The following is a 14,659-nucleotide window of genomic DNA, read 5'->3' as shown; positions in this document are numbered from 1 at the left end:
CGTGCGCATCACGAAGTTCACCCATTCCTGTCTGCGGGTCGAGGGCGCGGGCGTCCTCGTGGTCGACCCCGGCGCGTTCAGCGAGCGGGCGGCCCTGGACGGCGCCGACGCGGTGCTGATCACCCACGAGCACTTCGACCACCTGGACCCGGATGCGCTCGGCGAGGCGATCGGCAAGCGGCCCGAGCTGCGGCTCTTCGCCCACGCCGACGTGCTGGCCCAGCATCCGCAGTTCGCCGGGGTGGCCACCGCCGTCGAGCCGGGCGGCACGTTCGAGGCTGCGGGCTACCGAATTCGGGTGTACGGCGGTCAGCATGCGGTGATTCATCCGGACATCCCGCGCATCGCCAACGTGGGCTACCTGATCGCCGACGAGTCCACGAATCTGTATCACCCCGGTGACTCGTTCACCGTGCCGGAGGACACCACGGTGGACACGCTTTTCGCGCCGTTGAATGCTCCTTGGATGAAGCTTTCCGAATCCATCGACTTCGTCCGCGCGGTCAAGCCGGGCCGGGCCTACGCCCTGCACGACTATCTGCTCACCGAGACCGGGGCCAAGGTGTCGGACGGACACCTGGAACGACTCGGTGGCACGAAGTACGCACACGTCGCGCCGGGCACTAGCATCGCCTGACGTGCCCAGTGCCACCGACGAACTGATCCAGCGGCTGTACGAGTCCCCGCCGGAGGGCTTCGTCGCGGCCCGCACGGCCGCGATCGAGCAGGCCCGCAAGGTCGGCGACAAGGCGACCGCCAAGCGCCTGGCCGCGCTCAAGAAGCCGACCGTGGCCGCCTGGGTGGTCAACCTGCTCGCCCTGCGCCGGCCCGAGCTGATCGAGGAGCTGGTCGAGCTGTCGACCGCGCTGCGCGACGCCCAGCGCGGCCTGGACGGCTCGGCCCTGCGCGAGCTCACCGCCCAGCGCCGTCAGGTCGTCTCGGCCCTGGTGTCAGCGGCCGGCAAGCTGGCCCGGGACGAGGATCCGTCGGCCAAGCTGCCGCTGGGCGAGGTCGAGTCGACGCTGACGGCCGCGCTGGCCGAGCCCGAGATCGCGGCCCAGGTGCGCACCGGGCGGCTGATCCGGGCCGCCACCTACGCCGGCTTCGGCGAGGTGCCGCGGCCCCGGCTGCGCCTGGTCACCGACGAGGCCGACGTTGACACCGACGAGGACGAGGCCGAGGACGAGGGCGGCGAGGTCGTCGAGTTCCCGCAGCAGTCGGCGCGGGAGCGGGCGGCCGAGGAAAGGCGTAAGCGGGAGTGGGAGCAGCGCCGCCGTGAGCTGCGCCGCGAGTTGAGCAACGCGCAGTCGGCCGAGAAGCGGGCCGACACCCAGCTCGAGAAGGCCGAAGAGGCTGAACGTGACGCGGGTCACTTGGTCGAAGACCTGGACGCCGAGTTGGCTGAGCTCGAACGACGACGCACGGAAGCTCAAGCCGATGTGGCCCGCCGCAAGCAGGCCCGCCGCCTCGCCGAACGAGAGGCCGCCGCAGCTAGGCGCCAGGTAGGCGACGTGCAAGCCGCCCTGGAAGACCTCGAATCGGAAGAGTCAGATTGATCCGGATCATCCACCGGAAAAGAAAGAATATTTTCCAGAACGTGCCAGGGGGAGCAGAATCGGGCGGGTGACACCCGAACAGGCTGCCGCCACTGCCAAGACGGGACTCGCGACGATCGTGGGCGCCTTTGCCGAGTCGCCCCAGACCCTGCGCCGGGCCCGCCTCCTGGGCTTGTCCGGCTGGGCCTATCACGTGTCCGCCCGCGCCGGCGCGCTCGGCGACGTCCGTCCCGAGACCGTCGCCGCGTCGATCGGCATGATCGCGCCCGAGGCCGTCATCGACGGCTGGGAGGCGACCGCGAAGACCTCCGCGCCCATGGAGGTGGCCGCCTGGCACCTGCATGAGCTGTGCACCTGGGGTGTCGAGCAGCTCGGCGGCTTCCCCCGGCTGACCCGGCTGCACGAGCTGACCCGGCGGGTGGTGAGCGCGGTCGACTATGCCGGGCTGCCGCTGTTCGCCGCCTGGCGCGCCATGCCGGTGCCCGACCAGGCGCCCGGCGCGCAGACCGCGGTGCTGCTCCACCTGCTGCATGAGCACCGGCTCGGTGTGCAGTTGGTCGCCGTACGGGCCAGTGGTCTGACCCCGCTGCAGGCGATCATCGCCGGGCCCGAGGGTGAGACGGGCGCTGTCGCGTTCGGCTGGCAGCCGCCCTACCCGCCCGCCGGTCCGATCGTCCGGCGCCTGATCTGGGCCGAGTCCGTTGCCGACGCCATGGCGGGTCAGGCGTACGCGGCTCTCGACCTGGGCGAACGCGTGGAGTTCATCGGCCTGCTGGAATCGCTGCGGCATCGCCTGGCCCAATAAACGCTGGCTCGCCGGCTCCGCGTCGTGGTCCCATGCCGGGGTGACTGAGCTTCCCGACGGCTGGAGCGTGCGCCGGCCCACCCTCGACGACGCCCCCGCCCTGCTCGCGCTGGTGCACGCGAGCGACATCGCGGCCGTCGGCTACCCCGACTACACGGCCGAAGAGGTGCGGGAGGCGCTCACCGAGCCCAACACCGACCTGAACCGCGACGTCTGGGTCGCGCTCGACGCGGACGGGCGGATCGTCGGCTGGGCCTATCCGGGCAACGCGACCGGCGAGAACCGCGACTTCATCGAGGTGTACGTCTGGCCGGGCGATGGCGTGCCGGCCATGCGCCCGCTGCTCGAGCTGATGCTGGCCCGGGTGGCCGAGCGCAAGGCGGAGTTCGGCCACGAGAAGTACGAGGTGCGGGCCGGGGCGGTGCCGTCCGAGACCACGTACATCGACCTGCTGACCGAGCACGGGTTCGCCTTCCTCAAGCAGAACGCCCGCATGCAGCTCTCGCTGGAAGGCGTGTCGCCGGTGGCCCCCGAGCCCCCGGCGGGCGTCACCCTGCGTACGGTCCGGGCCGACGACGAGGCCGACATGCGCACCTTCCACGCCGTCGTCGAGCGGGCCTTCCTCGACTCCGACCACCGCAGCTCCTCCTACGAGAGCTGGCGCAAGCAGGTCGACGACGACCCGGCGCCGGTCTTCGACGAGTGGTTCGTGGCCGAGGTGGACGGCGTCGTGGCCGGGGTGCTCGAGTCCTCGTACGACAGTGACGGGGACGCCGGTGAGGGCTGGGTCAAGCGGCTCGCGGTCCTGGGCCCGTACCGGAAGAAGGGGTTGGGCGAGGCCCTGCTGCGCCGGGCATTCGCCGCCTATGCCGCGAAAGGGCGCGACAAGGCGGGGCTGGGCGTCGACATGGACAACCCGACCCGGGCCGCCCGGCTTTATTTCGCCGTCGGCATGAAGCCGCTGTACGAGGCCAACATCTACCAGAAGTGGACCTAGACCTCGGGTGACGCGGTGCCGGTGGGACGGCGGCGCAGCTCCTCGACGTAGTCGTCGGGAGCGCCCGCCTTCTCGGCCGCGGTGGCTATCTCGCTCAGGTACCACGCGGTGGGCAGGCCGCCCTCGTAGCCGTCGAAGACGTACACCCAGGCGCTGAACTCACCCTCGAGCGTCACCACACGCACAGTGACCTTCTGGTACGCGCCGGCCGTCACGCCCTCGACCTCGTCGAGCTGTGACGCATCCCACGGGTGGACGTCGTAGAGCGACACGAAGACGCGGTCGCCGGGCGACTCGACGATCGTCGTGACGGCGCCCTCGCTGCCGATTTCCCCCTCACCGGCAAAGGTCAGGCGCCAGCCTTCTATCCACCCCACGCCCACCATGGGCGAGTGCGGACAGTAGGCCCGCATGCGGGCCGGGTCGAGGTTTGAGCCATACGCGGCGTAATGACGCACGGCGATGACGATAGCCGGACACGGCGGTCGTGGAGAATACAAGGAGTGCGTGTCGGCACAACTGCCATGCGGGAAGAGGTTGGAACGTCGTGAGCCGGATCGTGATCATCGGTGGGGGACCGGGCGGGTACGAGGCGGCCCTGGTCGCCGCGCAACTCGACGCGGACGTCACCCTCGTCGAAGCGGAGGGCCCGGGCGGCGCCTGCGTGCTGACCGACTGTGTGCCGTCCAAGACCTTCATCGCGAGCTCCGAGGTCATGACCGGGTACCGGCACAACGAGCGCTTCGGCATCCGCTCGGCCGGGCTCGACGGCGTCTCGGTGGACGCGGTGGCGGTCAACGAGCGGGTGAAGAAGCTGGCCCTGGCCCAGTCGGCCGACATCCAGGCCAAGCTGGTCAAGGCCGGGGTCGACGTGGTGCACGGCCACGCGCGGCTGGGCGAGGACACGCTGGGCCACACCCACCAGGTGCTCGTGACGCCTCATGGCGGGGAGACGTACGCGGTCGAGGCCACCACCGTGCTGCTGGCCACCGGCGCCACGCCGCGCGTGCTCGCCACCGCCCAGCCCGACGGTGAGCGCATCCTCGACTGGCGTCAGCTCTACGACCTCACCGAGCTGCCGTCCCACCTGATCGTGATCGGTTCGGGTGTGACCGGCGCCGAGTTCGCCAGCGCCTACCTGGCCATGGGCGTGCAGGTCACGCTGGTCTCCAGCCGCGAGCGGGTCATGCCGCACGAGGACGCCGACGCGGCCATGGCCATCGAACGGGTCTTCCGCGAGCGCGGAATGACCATTCTCAGTCAGTCGCGCGGCAAGTCTGTGGTCAACACCGGCTCCGGGGTGCAGGTCACGCTGGGCGACGGCAAGGTCATCGAGGGTTCGCACGCGCTCATCGCGGTGGGTGCGGTGCCCAACACGGCGTCGCTCGGGCTCGAGGAGTACGGCGTTCAAGTAGGCGACGGCGGCTACGTGACCGTCGACCGCGTGTCGCGCACCAACGTTCCCGGCATCTACGCCGCCGGCGACTGCACCGGCGTGCTGCCGCTGGCCAGTGTGGCCGCCATGCAGGGGCGCATCGCCATCTGGCACGCCATGGGCGAGGCGGTGGCGCCGCTGCGGCTGCGCACGGTCTCGGCCAACGTCTTCACCGACCCCGAGCTGGCCACGGTGGGTGTCTCACAGAACGACGTGGACGCCGGGCGGGTGCCGGCCCGTCAGGTGATGCTGCCGCTGACCGGCAACGCGCGGGCCAAGATGGCCGACCTGCACGACGGCTTCGTCAAGCTCTTCTGCCGCCCGGCGACCGGGCAGATCGTGGGCGGGGTGGTGGTCGCGCCCAAGGCGAGCGAGCTGATCCTGCCGATCACGATGGCGATCGAGAACAACCTGACCGTGGACCAGCTGGCCCACACGATCACTATCTACCCGTCGTTGTCGGGGTCGATTGCGGAAGCGGCACGTCAGCTGATGCAGCACGAGCTGCAGTAAGGTCTTTCGCCCCGGCTGCGGCGGCCAGCCTCAGCTCTTCGGCGGCCTCTTTACGGCCGCCGAAGAGGGCGAGGATCCAGCCGGCGGTGCCGAAGACCACGGCGGCGGTGGCGGCGATCGCGAACAGCCGCCACGCCGACTGGGTGATGGCGGTGCCGCCGATGTGGCCGACCAGACCGCCGTACGAGCCCCAGGCCAGCGCGGCGGCGCCGTCGTAGAGCACGAACAGCTTGACCGGGTAACCGCGGCGCCCGGCGTGGAAGCCGGCCGCCATGCGCCCGCCGGGCACGAAGCGGCAGAGCAGCAGGACGAGCGGGCCGGGGCGGCGAAGGCCCCGGGTGAAGCGGGCGGCGGCCTGCTTCGTACGGGAAGCCTCTTTGGCCTCTTCGTCGTGCTTGGGGGCGTAGCGGGCGCGTAACGCGGCCAGGCGGCCCGTTCCCCGGTCGGCGCTGCTGCGGCCGAGGACGAACGCGATGGCGTCGCCGGTGAACATGCCGAGCGCCCCGATCAGGATGACCAGAGCAAGATCAAGATTCCCGTAGACAGTCAGCGCGCCGGATGTGATCATGATCGCCTGGATCGGCACGACCGGAATCAGCGCATCGACGGCGAGGAAGCCGAAAAGAGCAAGGTACGCCCATGCCGGTGTTGCCATCATGGTCAACAGGTCGGTCATCGGTTCTCGCCACCTCGGCTGTTTCGGGGCCTCACGACATTGTTCGTGGAGTCACCTGAGAATGTGCTGTGTTCAGCATGCTCCCTGATCAGACCCGGTCGTCGGTGATGCCTGACACGGTAAGGTCTCGATCCCCCTCTTCGCCTGTCATTTTCTAGACGCTGTCGTCTCGTAAGGGCGTTCGGTCCCGGTTCGTCCCTTCGATTTTCCGGTGCGGCGGAGCGGGCGTACCGTGAAGTGGCCGGAACCCCGGGTCCCCCGTTCTCGGTGTGCCGGCCGGTGGGCCGTCCGTAGGTCCCGTACGGGCGGCCCACCCCTCGCCTACGCTGTGCGCGTGCCCTCGCTGCTGCCGCCCACAGTCGACGCTCACCGCTCGTTCCTGGTCGCCATGGACGAGTACGTGGCCGAGGGCCGGGGTGGGCTCGACGACTTCAGCAACATCGGCGCCGACTTGCGGGCGTACGCGGCGACCTGGTCGACTCCGGCTGGGTTCGCCCGATTCGTCGACTTCCTGCTGGCCCAGCGGCTCGAAGAGACGCAGCGGCCGCCCGGCTTCGTCCCCACGACGGTGCTGTGGTGGCTCGACGGCGACGAGTATCTGGGCCGCTTGAACATCCGCCACCGCCTCGCCCCCGGTTCCGCCGGCGAGCGCAACGGCCACATCGGTTACGACGTACGCCCCTCGGCCCGCCGCCGGGGGCACGCCACAGCCATGCTGGCGGCGTCCCGCCCGCTGGCGGCCGCCCTCGGTCTGCCCCGGGTCCTCATCACGTGCGACTTCGACAACGACCCGTCCCGCCGAACCATCGAACGCAACGGCGGCCTGCCCGCTCCCCGCCAGGACGAAAAGCTTCGGTACTGGCTCCCCACCGCCTGAGCCCGCGGCGGCCCGGTCAGTCGATGCTGCAGACCACTGAGCCGGCGGTGACCGACTCGCCGACCTTCACCGACAGGCCCGACACGGTGCCGGCCTTGTGGGCGGTCAGCGGCTGCTCCATCTTCATGGCCTCGACGACCACGATCACATCGCCCTCGGACACGCTGTCGCCGTCGGCCACCGCCACCTTGACCACCGTGCCCTGCATGGGGGCCGTCAGCGCAGTCCCGCCCGCCTGGGCCTGAGCACCGCCGCCACTCCGGCGTGCGGCCGGTCGCGCTGCTGCCGCCGGCGCCGGGCCGCCCCGCAGCAACTTGGCGGGCAGCTTGACCTCCAGGCGCTTGCCGCCCACCTCGACCACGACCGTTTCGCGATCCTCCGCACCCGCCGCGTCCGCGCCGCTCGGCGTGAAGGGCTCGACCCCGCCCGCCCACTCCGTCTCGATCCATCGGGTGTGGACGGTGAACGGCTCGGACGTGAAGGCCGGGTCGCGCACCACGGCCCGGTGGAACGGCAGCACGGTGGCGAGCCCGGTGATCACCGTCTCGTCGAGCACCCGACGCGACCGCTCCAGCGCCTCTTCCCTCGTACGGCCGGAAACGATGAGTTTCGCCAGCAGCGAGTCGAAGTTGCCGCCGACGACGCTGCCCGCCACCACGCCGGCGTCGACCCGGACGCCCGGGCCGAGCGGCCACACCAGCGATTCGACCGCGCCCGGGGCCGGCAGGAAGTTGCGGCCGGGGTCTTCGCCGTTGATGCGGAATTCGATGGAGTGCCCGCGGGGCGCCGGATCGCTCGTGAACAGCAGCGGCTCGCCCGCGGCGATGCGGAACTGTTCGCGGACGAGGTCGATGCCGGCCGTTTCCTCGCTCACCGGATGTTCGACCTGCAGGCGGGTGTTCACCTCGAGGAACGAGATGGTGCCGTCCTGACCGACCAGGTATTCGACCGTGCCGGCGCCGTGATAGCCGGCCTCGCGGCAGATGGCCTTCGCGCTCTCGTGGATGGACGCGCGCTGCTCGTCGCTCAGGAAGGGAGCCGGCGCCTCTTCCACCAGCTTCTGATGCCGGCGCTGCAGGGAGCAGTCACGCGTGCCGACGACGATGACCGTGCCGTGCGTGTCGGCCAGCACCTGCGCCTCGACGTGCCGCGGCCGGTCGAGATAGCGCTCGACGAAGCACTCGCCCCGCCCGAAGGCGGCCACCGCCTCCCGCGTCGCGCTCTCGAAAAGAGCCGGGATCTCTTCGATCGTCCGGGCGACCTTGAGCCCGCGCCCACCCCCGCCGAACGCCGCTTTGATCGCGACGGGCAGGCCGTGCTGCTCGGCGAATGCGACGATCTCGGCCGCGTCGGCCACCGGCTCGGCCGTGCCCGGCACCAGCGGCGCCCCGGCCCGCTGAGCGATGTGCCGGGCGGTGACCTTGTCGCCCAGGTCGCGGATGGCCTGCGGGGTCGGGCCGATCCAGGTGAGGCCGGCGTCGAGCACCGCCTGGGCGAACTCGGCGTTCTCGGAGAGGAAGCCGTAGCCCGGATGGACCGCGTCGCCGCCACTGCGGGCGGCGACCTCGAGCAGCTTGTCGATGCGCAGGTAGGTCTCGGTCGCGGTTTCGCCCCCCAGCGCGTACGCCTCGTCGGCGAGCCGGGCCGGCAGCGCGTCACGATCGCTGTCGGCGTAGACGGCGACGCTGGTCAGACCCGCGTCCTGGCAGGCCCGGATGACCCGGACGGCGATCTCGCCACGGTTGGCGATCAATACCTTGCGCACGGCCTGAGCCTAGTCGCAGCGGCCGACAGTTTTACCCTGAGAGAGTGTCAGCGACCCGCATGATGATCCTCGGCCTGGTGCAGTGGCTCGAGCCGGTGCACGGCTACGACGTACGCCGTGAGCTGCTGAGCTGGAGTGCCGACAAATGGGCGAACGTCCAACCCGGGTCGATCTATCACGGTCTGCGCAAGTTGACCGACGAGGGCCTGCTGCGAGAAGTCGCCACCGAGCAGGTGGGCGCCCGTCCCGCGCGTACGACGTACGAAATAACCGACAAGGGGAGGGCGGAGTTCCAATCTCTGCTGCGCAACGGCTGGTGGAACCTCACGCCGGGTCCTGACCCGTTCATGGCCGCGTTCTCCTTCCTGCCTGCACTCTCTCGCGAGGAGTCGGCGGCGGCGCTGCGGAACCGGGCCAACCAGCTGCGGGCCGGCGCTCAGCAGCTCGAATCCGCGATGACGGCCGACTGGGCCGACGACAAGCCGGCGTTCGTGGCGTGGATGTGGGAGCGCAACATCGCGATGGCCGAGGCGGAAATTGCCTGGTGCGAACGTACGGCGAAGCGTATTGAGACCATGGGCGACTCCTGGCAGACGCTGAACGAGGCCCGCGGGGCGGATTCGTCAGTAATCAAGTTTGACTAGTAAAACTTGACGGTCGTAGGCTGCGTCGCATGATTGAGACTCGCGGGCTACGCAAGTCGTTCGTCTCGCGCCAGGGGCGCGAAAAGAAGAAGGTCGAAGCCGTACGAGGGGTCGACCTCACCGTCGCCGAGGGCGAGATCTTCGGCTTCCTGGGTCCCAACGGGGCCGGCAAGACCACCACGCTGCGCATGCTGGCCACGCTGATCGTGCCCGACGACGGCACGGCCACGATCGCCGGCGCCGACCTGCGCGCCGATCCGGGCGAGGTGCGCCGCCGCATCGGCTACGTCGCGCAGGGCGGCAGCACCTGGGATGATTCCACCGCTCGGGAAGAGCTCGTGCTGCAGTCGCGCCTCTACGGCGCGTCGAAAGGCGACGCGCTGGCGCGGGCGGCGCGCGTCCTCGAGGGGTTCCAGCTTTCCGAGTACGCGGACCGTAAGTGCAAGACGTACTCGGGCGGTCAGCGGCGGCGGGTCGACATCGCGCTCGGCATCATCCACGAGCCCAAGGTCGTCTTCCTCGACGAGCCGACCACGGGCCTCGACCCGCAGAGCCGGGCCCACATGTGGGACGAGATCAGACGGCTGCGTGCGGAGGGCATGACCGTCTTCATCACCACCCACTACCTGGACGAGGCCGACGCGCTCTGCGACCGCATCTCCATCATGGACAACGGCGAGATCGTCGCGTCCGGCACGCCGGCTGAGCTCAAGCGCGAGATCTCGGGCGACGTCGTCCGCGTGGGACTGCCGGTCGATGCGGTCCCGGCCGCGGTCGAGGCCCTCAGCTCGTACAAAATTGAGAAGTACGAGGACAACGTGCGCCTCTACGTCGAGGACGGCGCCGTGGCGATCCCGCAGATCCTGCGCGCCCTCGACGCGGCCGGCGTCCCGCTCGGCACCATCGAGCTGCACCGGCCCAGCCTCGACGACGTGTTCCTCACCAAGACCGGCCGATCGCTGCGGGAGAGCTGACCGATGAAGCTGCTGCGCGACACCTCACTGATCTTCAACCGCCAGATGCAGTTGCTGCTGCGCAACCCCGTCTGGATCCTTGTCGGCGTCTTCCAGCCGGTGATGTACCTGCTGCTGTTCGCCCCGCTGCTCAAGCCGGCCCTGCAGGTGCCGACCAACGCCGAGGCGTACGAGATCTTCGTGCCCGGCCTGCTGGTGCTGCTGGCCATCTTCGGCGGCCTGTTCCAGGGCTTCGGCCTCATCGCCGAACTGCGCGCCGGCGTCATCGAGCGTTCCCGCGTGACGCCGGTGAGCCGCCTGGCGTTGCTGCTGGGCCGTTCCTTGCGGGACGTGGTGTCGCTGATCGCCCAGGCGGTCATCATCACGCTGCTGGCGCTGGTCTTCGACCTGCGGGTGTTCCTGCCCAACCTGCTGCTGGCCTACCTGATGCTGGCCCTGATCTCGCTGATGACGTCCGCGGTCTCGTACGGCGTGGCGTTGGTCGTGAAGAGCGAGGACGCGCTGGCCCCGCTCATGAACACGGTCGCTCAGCCGGTGCTGCTGCTCAGCGGCATCCTGCTGCCGTTGACGTACGCCCCCGGCTGGCTGCAGGGCGTGGCCGACTGGAACCCGTTCTCGTGGGCGGTCAACGGTACGAGGGCCCTGTTCCGAGGCGACCTGGGCGCGCCGGACGTCTGGCAGGGCCTGCTCATCATGGCCGTGCTGGCCGTCCTGGCCGTGGCGTGGGCGGCGCGGGAGTTCGCCCGAAGCGTGCGCTGAGCTGCTACTTCCTTATTTCCAGAGGGCGATGTAGGGCACGCCCATCTCGGCCAGCAGGTTACGAAGCAGGGGCAGCGAAAGCCCGATGACGTTGCCGGGGTCGCCTTCGATGCGGTCGACGAAGGCGCCCCCGCGACCGTCGAGCGTGAACGAGCCGGCCACGTGCAACGGTTCGCCGCTGGCCACATAGGCCGCGATCTCGGCGTCGCTGATGTCGGCGAAGTGGACGGTGGTGGTGCCGACCGCCTCGGCCTGCTTGCCGGTGACGAGGCTGGTCACGTGATGCCCGGTGTGCAGCACCCCGGAGCGGCCGCGCATGCGCATCCAACGCTTGGTGGCCTCGTCAGCGTTGGCCGGCTTGCCGAAGATCTCGTCCTCGAAGGCCAGCACGGAGTCGCAGCCGAGCACGACAACACCCGGGTCGGCGTTCAACTGGGCGGCGATGGTGCGCGCTTTCATGCGTGCGAGTGCAAGGCAGAGCGAGTACGCGTCCTCGGCCTCGACAGTCGACTCGTCGACGCCGCTGACCATCACCTCGGCCTCGATGCCGGCCGCACTGAGCAGCCCCCGCCGAGCCGGACTGGCCGAAGCAAGAATCAACCGGTACGCGATGTCCTTCTCCACGCCGAGAAGGCTACAAGCCCCAGACGGTCCAAGGAGCACACAACCCGGCGTTTACGCCCCAAACGAGACCAGCCCACCGGCTACGTCCGCCGCCGACGCAACACAAGCCCCACAACGACCCCGACGGCTGCGATTACGCCCGCCAGCCCACCCCAAAGCCAACCGTTGTTGCTGCTGGCCGGCTCAGAGGCCGCCGCCGCACCAGGCGAAGCAAACTCAGGCCGAACCGCCCCCGCGGCGCTGCTGGCCCCAGAAGTAGGCGCGGAAGAAGCGTTCCCCCCACCCTCAAGCGGCGGAACGTCAGCAGTCAACGCTTTGACGATGTTGAGCCGCCCAAACCCACATTCATCATCCCGCCCCGGCGGCCCAATATCGTCCGCAGTGGCCGTAAGCCGGTGAACAACTTCTTTAGCGGACAGGTTCGGAAATTTGGCTCGTATAAGTGCAGCGGCGCCGGAAGCGATAGCGGTAGAATCGGAAGTGCCGGTGGCTGATCCATAACGATCTGGAGGTTGAGCGGAAATGATGTCAACGCCGGGCGCGCAGATCTGAACTTTTTCGTCTTTGACCGAGCTTGAAGAATAGTCCCCGTCCCGTCCAGTAGCGCCGACTGCCAGAACGCCATCGAATGCGGCGGGATAGTTGATGATCGCATCGGATGAAGTGTTGCCTACTGCGGCCACCACGACGATGTCATCGTCTAGCGCTTCGTCGATCGCGTCTTGTAGTTCGAAGCCTGGCCCTGCGACCCCCGAGATGTTTATGATCTGGGCTTTTTGACTGGAAGCCCAGGCGACGCCCCTCGCCATAAGGTCTGCGTGGCCGCGTCCGTCAGCAGTGATGACTACTGGCAAGACTTTGGCTGACGGCGCTATGCCTTGTATCCCACGGGTCGTCCCTCGACCGTGTCCTGCGATTAAAGCTGCCATCCGCGTCCCGTGGCCGTCATTGTCTGATCGCCCATCTCGATGATGAGATGAGGTTTGATCGCTGCCTGCAAGGAGATTCTTGCGGATGTCGGGATGCGGAAAAGAGCCAGAGTCTAAGACGGCAACAGTAACGCCGGACCCGGTTGAGATCGTTCGAGTGGCCGACAGATTTAGGCTTTTCAAGTACCATTGTCGGTCGCGAACAGAATCTGCAAATACGGGGTTGCTTGGAGTTAATGCGACGGCGATACAAGCTATCGTAAGTGCCGACCATATCCTGCGGGAGTTCTTCAACTCAGGCCAATCGCCGGTCCGGGATCGACCCGTTTAACCTGTGGAGGAAGCACGACAGGGTCAACGCCCGTTGCCGTCTGCCAAGGGTCGTCCGGATCCCAGCGAAGTTGCTCATCCTGCTTGCGCCGCGTGCTGCCGCGTTGCGCTTGGCCGATAGGGGCTCCAACCCCCGGATGGGGGACTGCCGCGTTTGCTGCGCCGACTCTGCCGGATGGGTCAGCGCCTCCAATAACTCCACCGATCGGATTTATTCGTTGGGCGTTTGTCCTGGAAGGTCCCGGCCGTGCAGCGCCCATTCCAGGTGTTGCCCCAATAACCCCGCCGGGCGGCAACGCAGGACTGCTGCCCGGCAGTAGTCCGCCAGGGCGAACGATGCCGTCTCGAGGGCCAATCAGGCCTCTCCCAGACGGAGGTGTGATCGGCTGGAGAGGAGTGCTTCTGCTCGGCGTGAAGGTGGTCGGCGTGGGTGCGAAAAGGCCGGGGCTCTGTGAAGGTGCGGGAGGGCCCACTGGTGCCGTTCCCAGTGGCGAGGTAAGGCCCGGTGATGGTGGCGTCGTGGGCGGGTTAGCTCCGCCAAGGATCAGACCCGGCTGTGGTGTCGGCGGTTGTGGGGGAGGCGGCGTTGGAACGTTCCCGCTGCTCGGGAAGGTGGCAGACGGCCGGATCGGTGTGCCCGAGGTGGATGTACTTGGCGCATAGTCAGGCGTGATAGGTGGAATCGGTGGAGCAATGTAACCCCCACCCTCGCTGCTTCCCGGATCGTCGCGGCGGTTTTTGGGCGCATATGGGCGGGGCGTTTGGATCCTGACTTGGGCTTGTGCCAAGTCAGCGCTTACGCCGCTCAGTAGCGTCACGGCCTTCTGGTACAGCTCTTCCTGGCGACCGGGAGCGAACGGCGGCTGTTCGCCGCTGGGGCTTGGACTTGGCTGCGGCTGGGCGCTCGCACTCTGTTGCTTGGCGTTGTAGTCGGCCAGCGCGAGCTCGTTCGATTGGTACTCGCGCGCGATCTCTTCCATCTCCTTCTGCGCGAGACTGATCGACAGTGTCGCGGCAGCGAAGGCGTCGTGATTGGAGATAGCGGCTTCGTACGTCTCGTTGAGGTTGGTGATCAACTCGTCCAGGCGCGAGATGTAGGCAGCTGATGCGGCGTTTCTCTCCGGCGGCCAGACCGCGGCCAAGTTGTCACGGTAGTTCTTCACCTGCCACTGGTGTTCCACGAGCAGGTCGGCCGAACGTTTCCATCCAGTCAGCAGCTCGTAGTGCCTATCAGTGTCCGGATTCTGGATGAGCACCTGCATCTCTTCGACGGTCAGCATGCCCCAGGGCGTGCCGCCGGCTCCGCCGCCGCCACCTGCGATGAGCATCAGAGGCTCCCCTCGCTAGTCGTGGGCGTCAGCGGTGTGGTGGCCTCAGGGATGCCGAGCTTGTCGAAAGCCTTGTCAACGTCGCTGACTTTGGCGTGGGCGAAGGCGTCAGAACCGCTGTACTGCTTGCTGATGTCGGCGGCCGCGCTGGCGAAGCCCTTGGTGCCGTTCGCGTAGTTGTAGACGTTCTGATGGGTGACGTTCTGCGCCTCGTTGTGGGCAGTCAGGAACGAGAAGAGCTCGGCGAACTCGGCCGGCGGATCGGGGAGTCGAGTCAGCATCGAGTCACTGATTGACGACATGTGGGGGGCGTAGCTGTCTTGGACGTTGGCCGCCAGTTTGGCTGCGAACTGTTCCATCGCCTGGATGTCGGCCTCGATGGCGCCGAAGTCGGTGGTGCCGTAGTCACTCAGCCAGGCGGGACCGCGATCCTCGTCCGGAATCATC

At 68.3% G+C, this 14,659-nt stretch carries 16 protein-coding genes; 9 read left to right on the top strand and 7 right to left on the bottom strand.

What is annotated here, in order from left to right:
- Position 1 precedes the first annotated feature (1 nt).
- The 4 genes from OWR29_RS22625 (at position 2) to OWR29_RS22610 (ending at position 3,358) form a co-directional block, all read left to right on the top strand.
- Positions 2-637, top strand: coding sequence for an MBL fold metallo-hydrolase (locus tag OWR29_RS22625; RefSeq protein ID WP_267565070.1), 636 nt, complete (start codon positions 2-4; stop codon positions 635-637).
- 1 nt (position 638) lies between these two features.
- Entirely contained in the window at positions 639-1,556 is a 918-nt protein-coding gene (locus OWR29_RS22620) for a hypothetical protein (RefSeq protein ID WP_267565069.1), read from the top strand.
- A 67-nt stretch (positions 1,557-1,623) separates the two neighbouring features.
- The gene (locus OWR29_RS22615) at positions 1,624-2,361 is read left to right on the top strand and encodes an SCO6745 family protein (RefSeq protein WP_267565068.1); all 738 of its coding nucleotides are present in this window, start codon (positions 1,624-1,626) and stop codon (positions 2,359-2,361) included.
- A gap of 40 nt (positions 2,362-2,401) precedes the next feature.
- Entirely contained in the window at positions 2,402-3,358 is a 957-nt protein-coding gene (locus OWR29_RS22610) for a GNAT family N-acetyltransferase (RefSeq protein ID WP_267565067.1), read from the top strand.
- Here the strand turns inward: OWR29_RS22610 and OWR29_RS22605 are convergent.
- Entirely contained in the window at positions 3,355-3,816 is a 462-nt protein-coding gene (locus OWR29_RS22605; RefSeq protein ID WP_267565066.1) for a gamma-glutamylcyclotransferase, read from the bottom strand. The two genes, OWR29_RS22610 and OWR29_RS22605, sit on opposite strands and share 4 nt — an antisense overlap.
- Positions 3,817-3,905: 89 nt before the next feature.
- Here OWR29_RS22605 and OWR29_RS22600 point away from each other — a divergent pair, with 89 nt between their 5' ends.
- Complete coding sequence (locus tag OWR29_RS22600) at positions 3,906-5,306, top strand: NAD(P)H-quinone dehydrogenase (protein WP_267565065.1); 1,401 nt, start codon at positions 3,906-3,908, stop codon at positions 5,304-5,306.
- On the opposite strand, the gene OWR29_RS22595 is transcribed toward OWR29_RS22600, so the two are convergent.
- A complete protein-coding gene (locus OWR29_RS22595) occupies positions 5,236-5,982 on the bottom strand; it encodes a DedA family protein (protein WP_267565064.1) in 747 nt (248 codons plus the stop codon). The two genes, OWR29_RS22600 and OWR29_RS22595, sit on opposite strands and share 71 nt — an antisense overlap.
- A 334-nt stretch (positions 5,983-6,316) precedes the next feature.
- On the opposite strand from OWR29_RS22595, the gene OWR29_RS22590 reads away from it, so the two are divergent.
- Complete coding sequence (locus OWR29_RS22590; RefSeq protein WP_267565063.1) at positions 6,317-6,859, top strand: GNAT family N-acetyltransferase; 543 nt, start codon at positions 6,317-6,319, stop codon at positions 6,857-6,859.
- Positions 6,860-6,875: 16 nt separating this feature from the next.
- On the opposite strand, the gene OWR29_RS22585 is transcribed toward OWR29_RS22590, so the two are convergent.
- Entirely contained in the window at positions 6,876-8,624 is a 1,749-nt protein-coding gene (locus OWR29_RS22585; RefSeq protein WP_267565062.1) for an acetyl/propionyl/methylcrotonyl-CoA carboxylase subunit alpha, read from the bottom strand.
- Between the two features lie 44 nt (positions 8,625-8,668).
- Here OWR29_RS22585 and OWR29_RS22580 point away from each other — a divergent pair, with 44 nt between their 5' ends.
- The 3 genes from OWR29_RS22580 to OWR29_RS22570 are packed head-to-tail and all read left to right on the top strand — an operon-like array spanning position 8,669 to position 11,001.
- On the top strand, positions 8,669-9,268 hold the full coding sequence (locus OWR29_RS22580) for a helix-turn-helix transcriptional regulator (protein WP_324291263.1): 600 nt from the start codon (positions 8,669-8,671) through the stop codon (positions 9,266-9,268).
- A gap of 29 nt (positions 9,269-9,297) precedes the next feature.
- A complete protein-coding gene (locus OWR29_RS22575; protein WP_267565060.1) occupies positions 9,298-10,242 on the top strand; it encodes an ATP-binding cassette domain-containing protein in 945 nt (314 codons plus the stop codon).
- A gap of 3 nt (positions 10,243-10,245) precedes the next feature.
- A complete protein-coding gene (locus OWR29_RS22570; RefSeq protein ID WP_267565058.1) occupies positions 10,246-11,001 on the top strand; it encodes an ABC transporter permease in 756 nt (251 codons plus the stop codon).
- Positions 11,002-11,013: 12 nt separating this feature from the next.
- Here the strand turns inward: OWR29_RS22570 and OWR29_RS22565 are convergent, their stop codons facing one another.
- The 4 genes from OWR29_RS22565 to OWR29_RS22550 form a co-directional block, all read right to left on the bottom strand.
- On the bottom strand, positions 11,014-11,625 hold the full coding sequence (locus OWR29_RS22565; protein ID WP_267565057.1) for a Maf family protein: 612 nt from the start codon (positions 11,623-11,625) through the stop codon (positions 11,014-11,016).
- 80 nt (positions 11,626-11,705) lie between these two features.
- Entirely contained in the window at positions 11,706-12,737 is a 1,032-nt protein-coding gene (locus OWR29_RS22560; RefSeq protein WP_267565136.1) for a S8 family serine peptidase, read from the bottom strand.
- 107 nt (positions 12,738-12,844) lie between these two features.
- Positions 12,845-14,212 carry a hypothetical protein gene (locus OWR29_RS22555; protein ID WP_267565056.1) on the bottom strand — a complete coding sequence of 456 codons (1,368 nt, stop codon included), beginning with the start codon at positions 14,210-14,212 and terminating at the stop codon, positions 12,845-12,847.
- Positions 14,212-14,658 (bottom strand): hypothetical protein, encoded by a 447-nt coding sequence (locus OWR29_RS22550; protein ID WP_267565055.1) that lies wholly within the window; start codon positions 14,656-14,658, stop codon positions 14,212-14,214. Before OWR29_RS22550 ends, OWR29_RS22555 begins: the two co-directional genes overlap by 1 nt.
- Position 14,659 lies beyond the last annotated feature (1 nt).

It is taken from the genome of Paractinoplanes pyxinae (assembly GCF_026626335.1).
Taxonomy (GTDB): Bacteria; Actinomycetota; Actinomycetes; order Mycobacteriales; family Micromonosporaceae; genus Actinoplanes; species Actinoplanes pyxinae.
The sequence above is the reverse complement of the archived record's forward strand: the minus strand, read 5'-3'. Positions and strand labels throughout refer to the sequence as shown.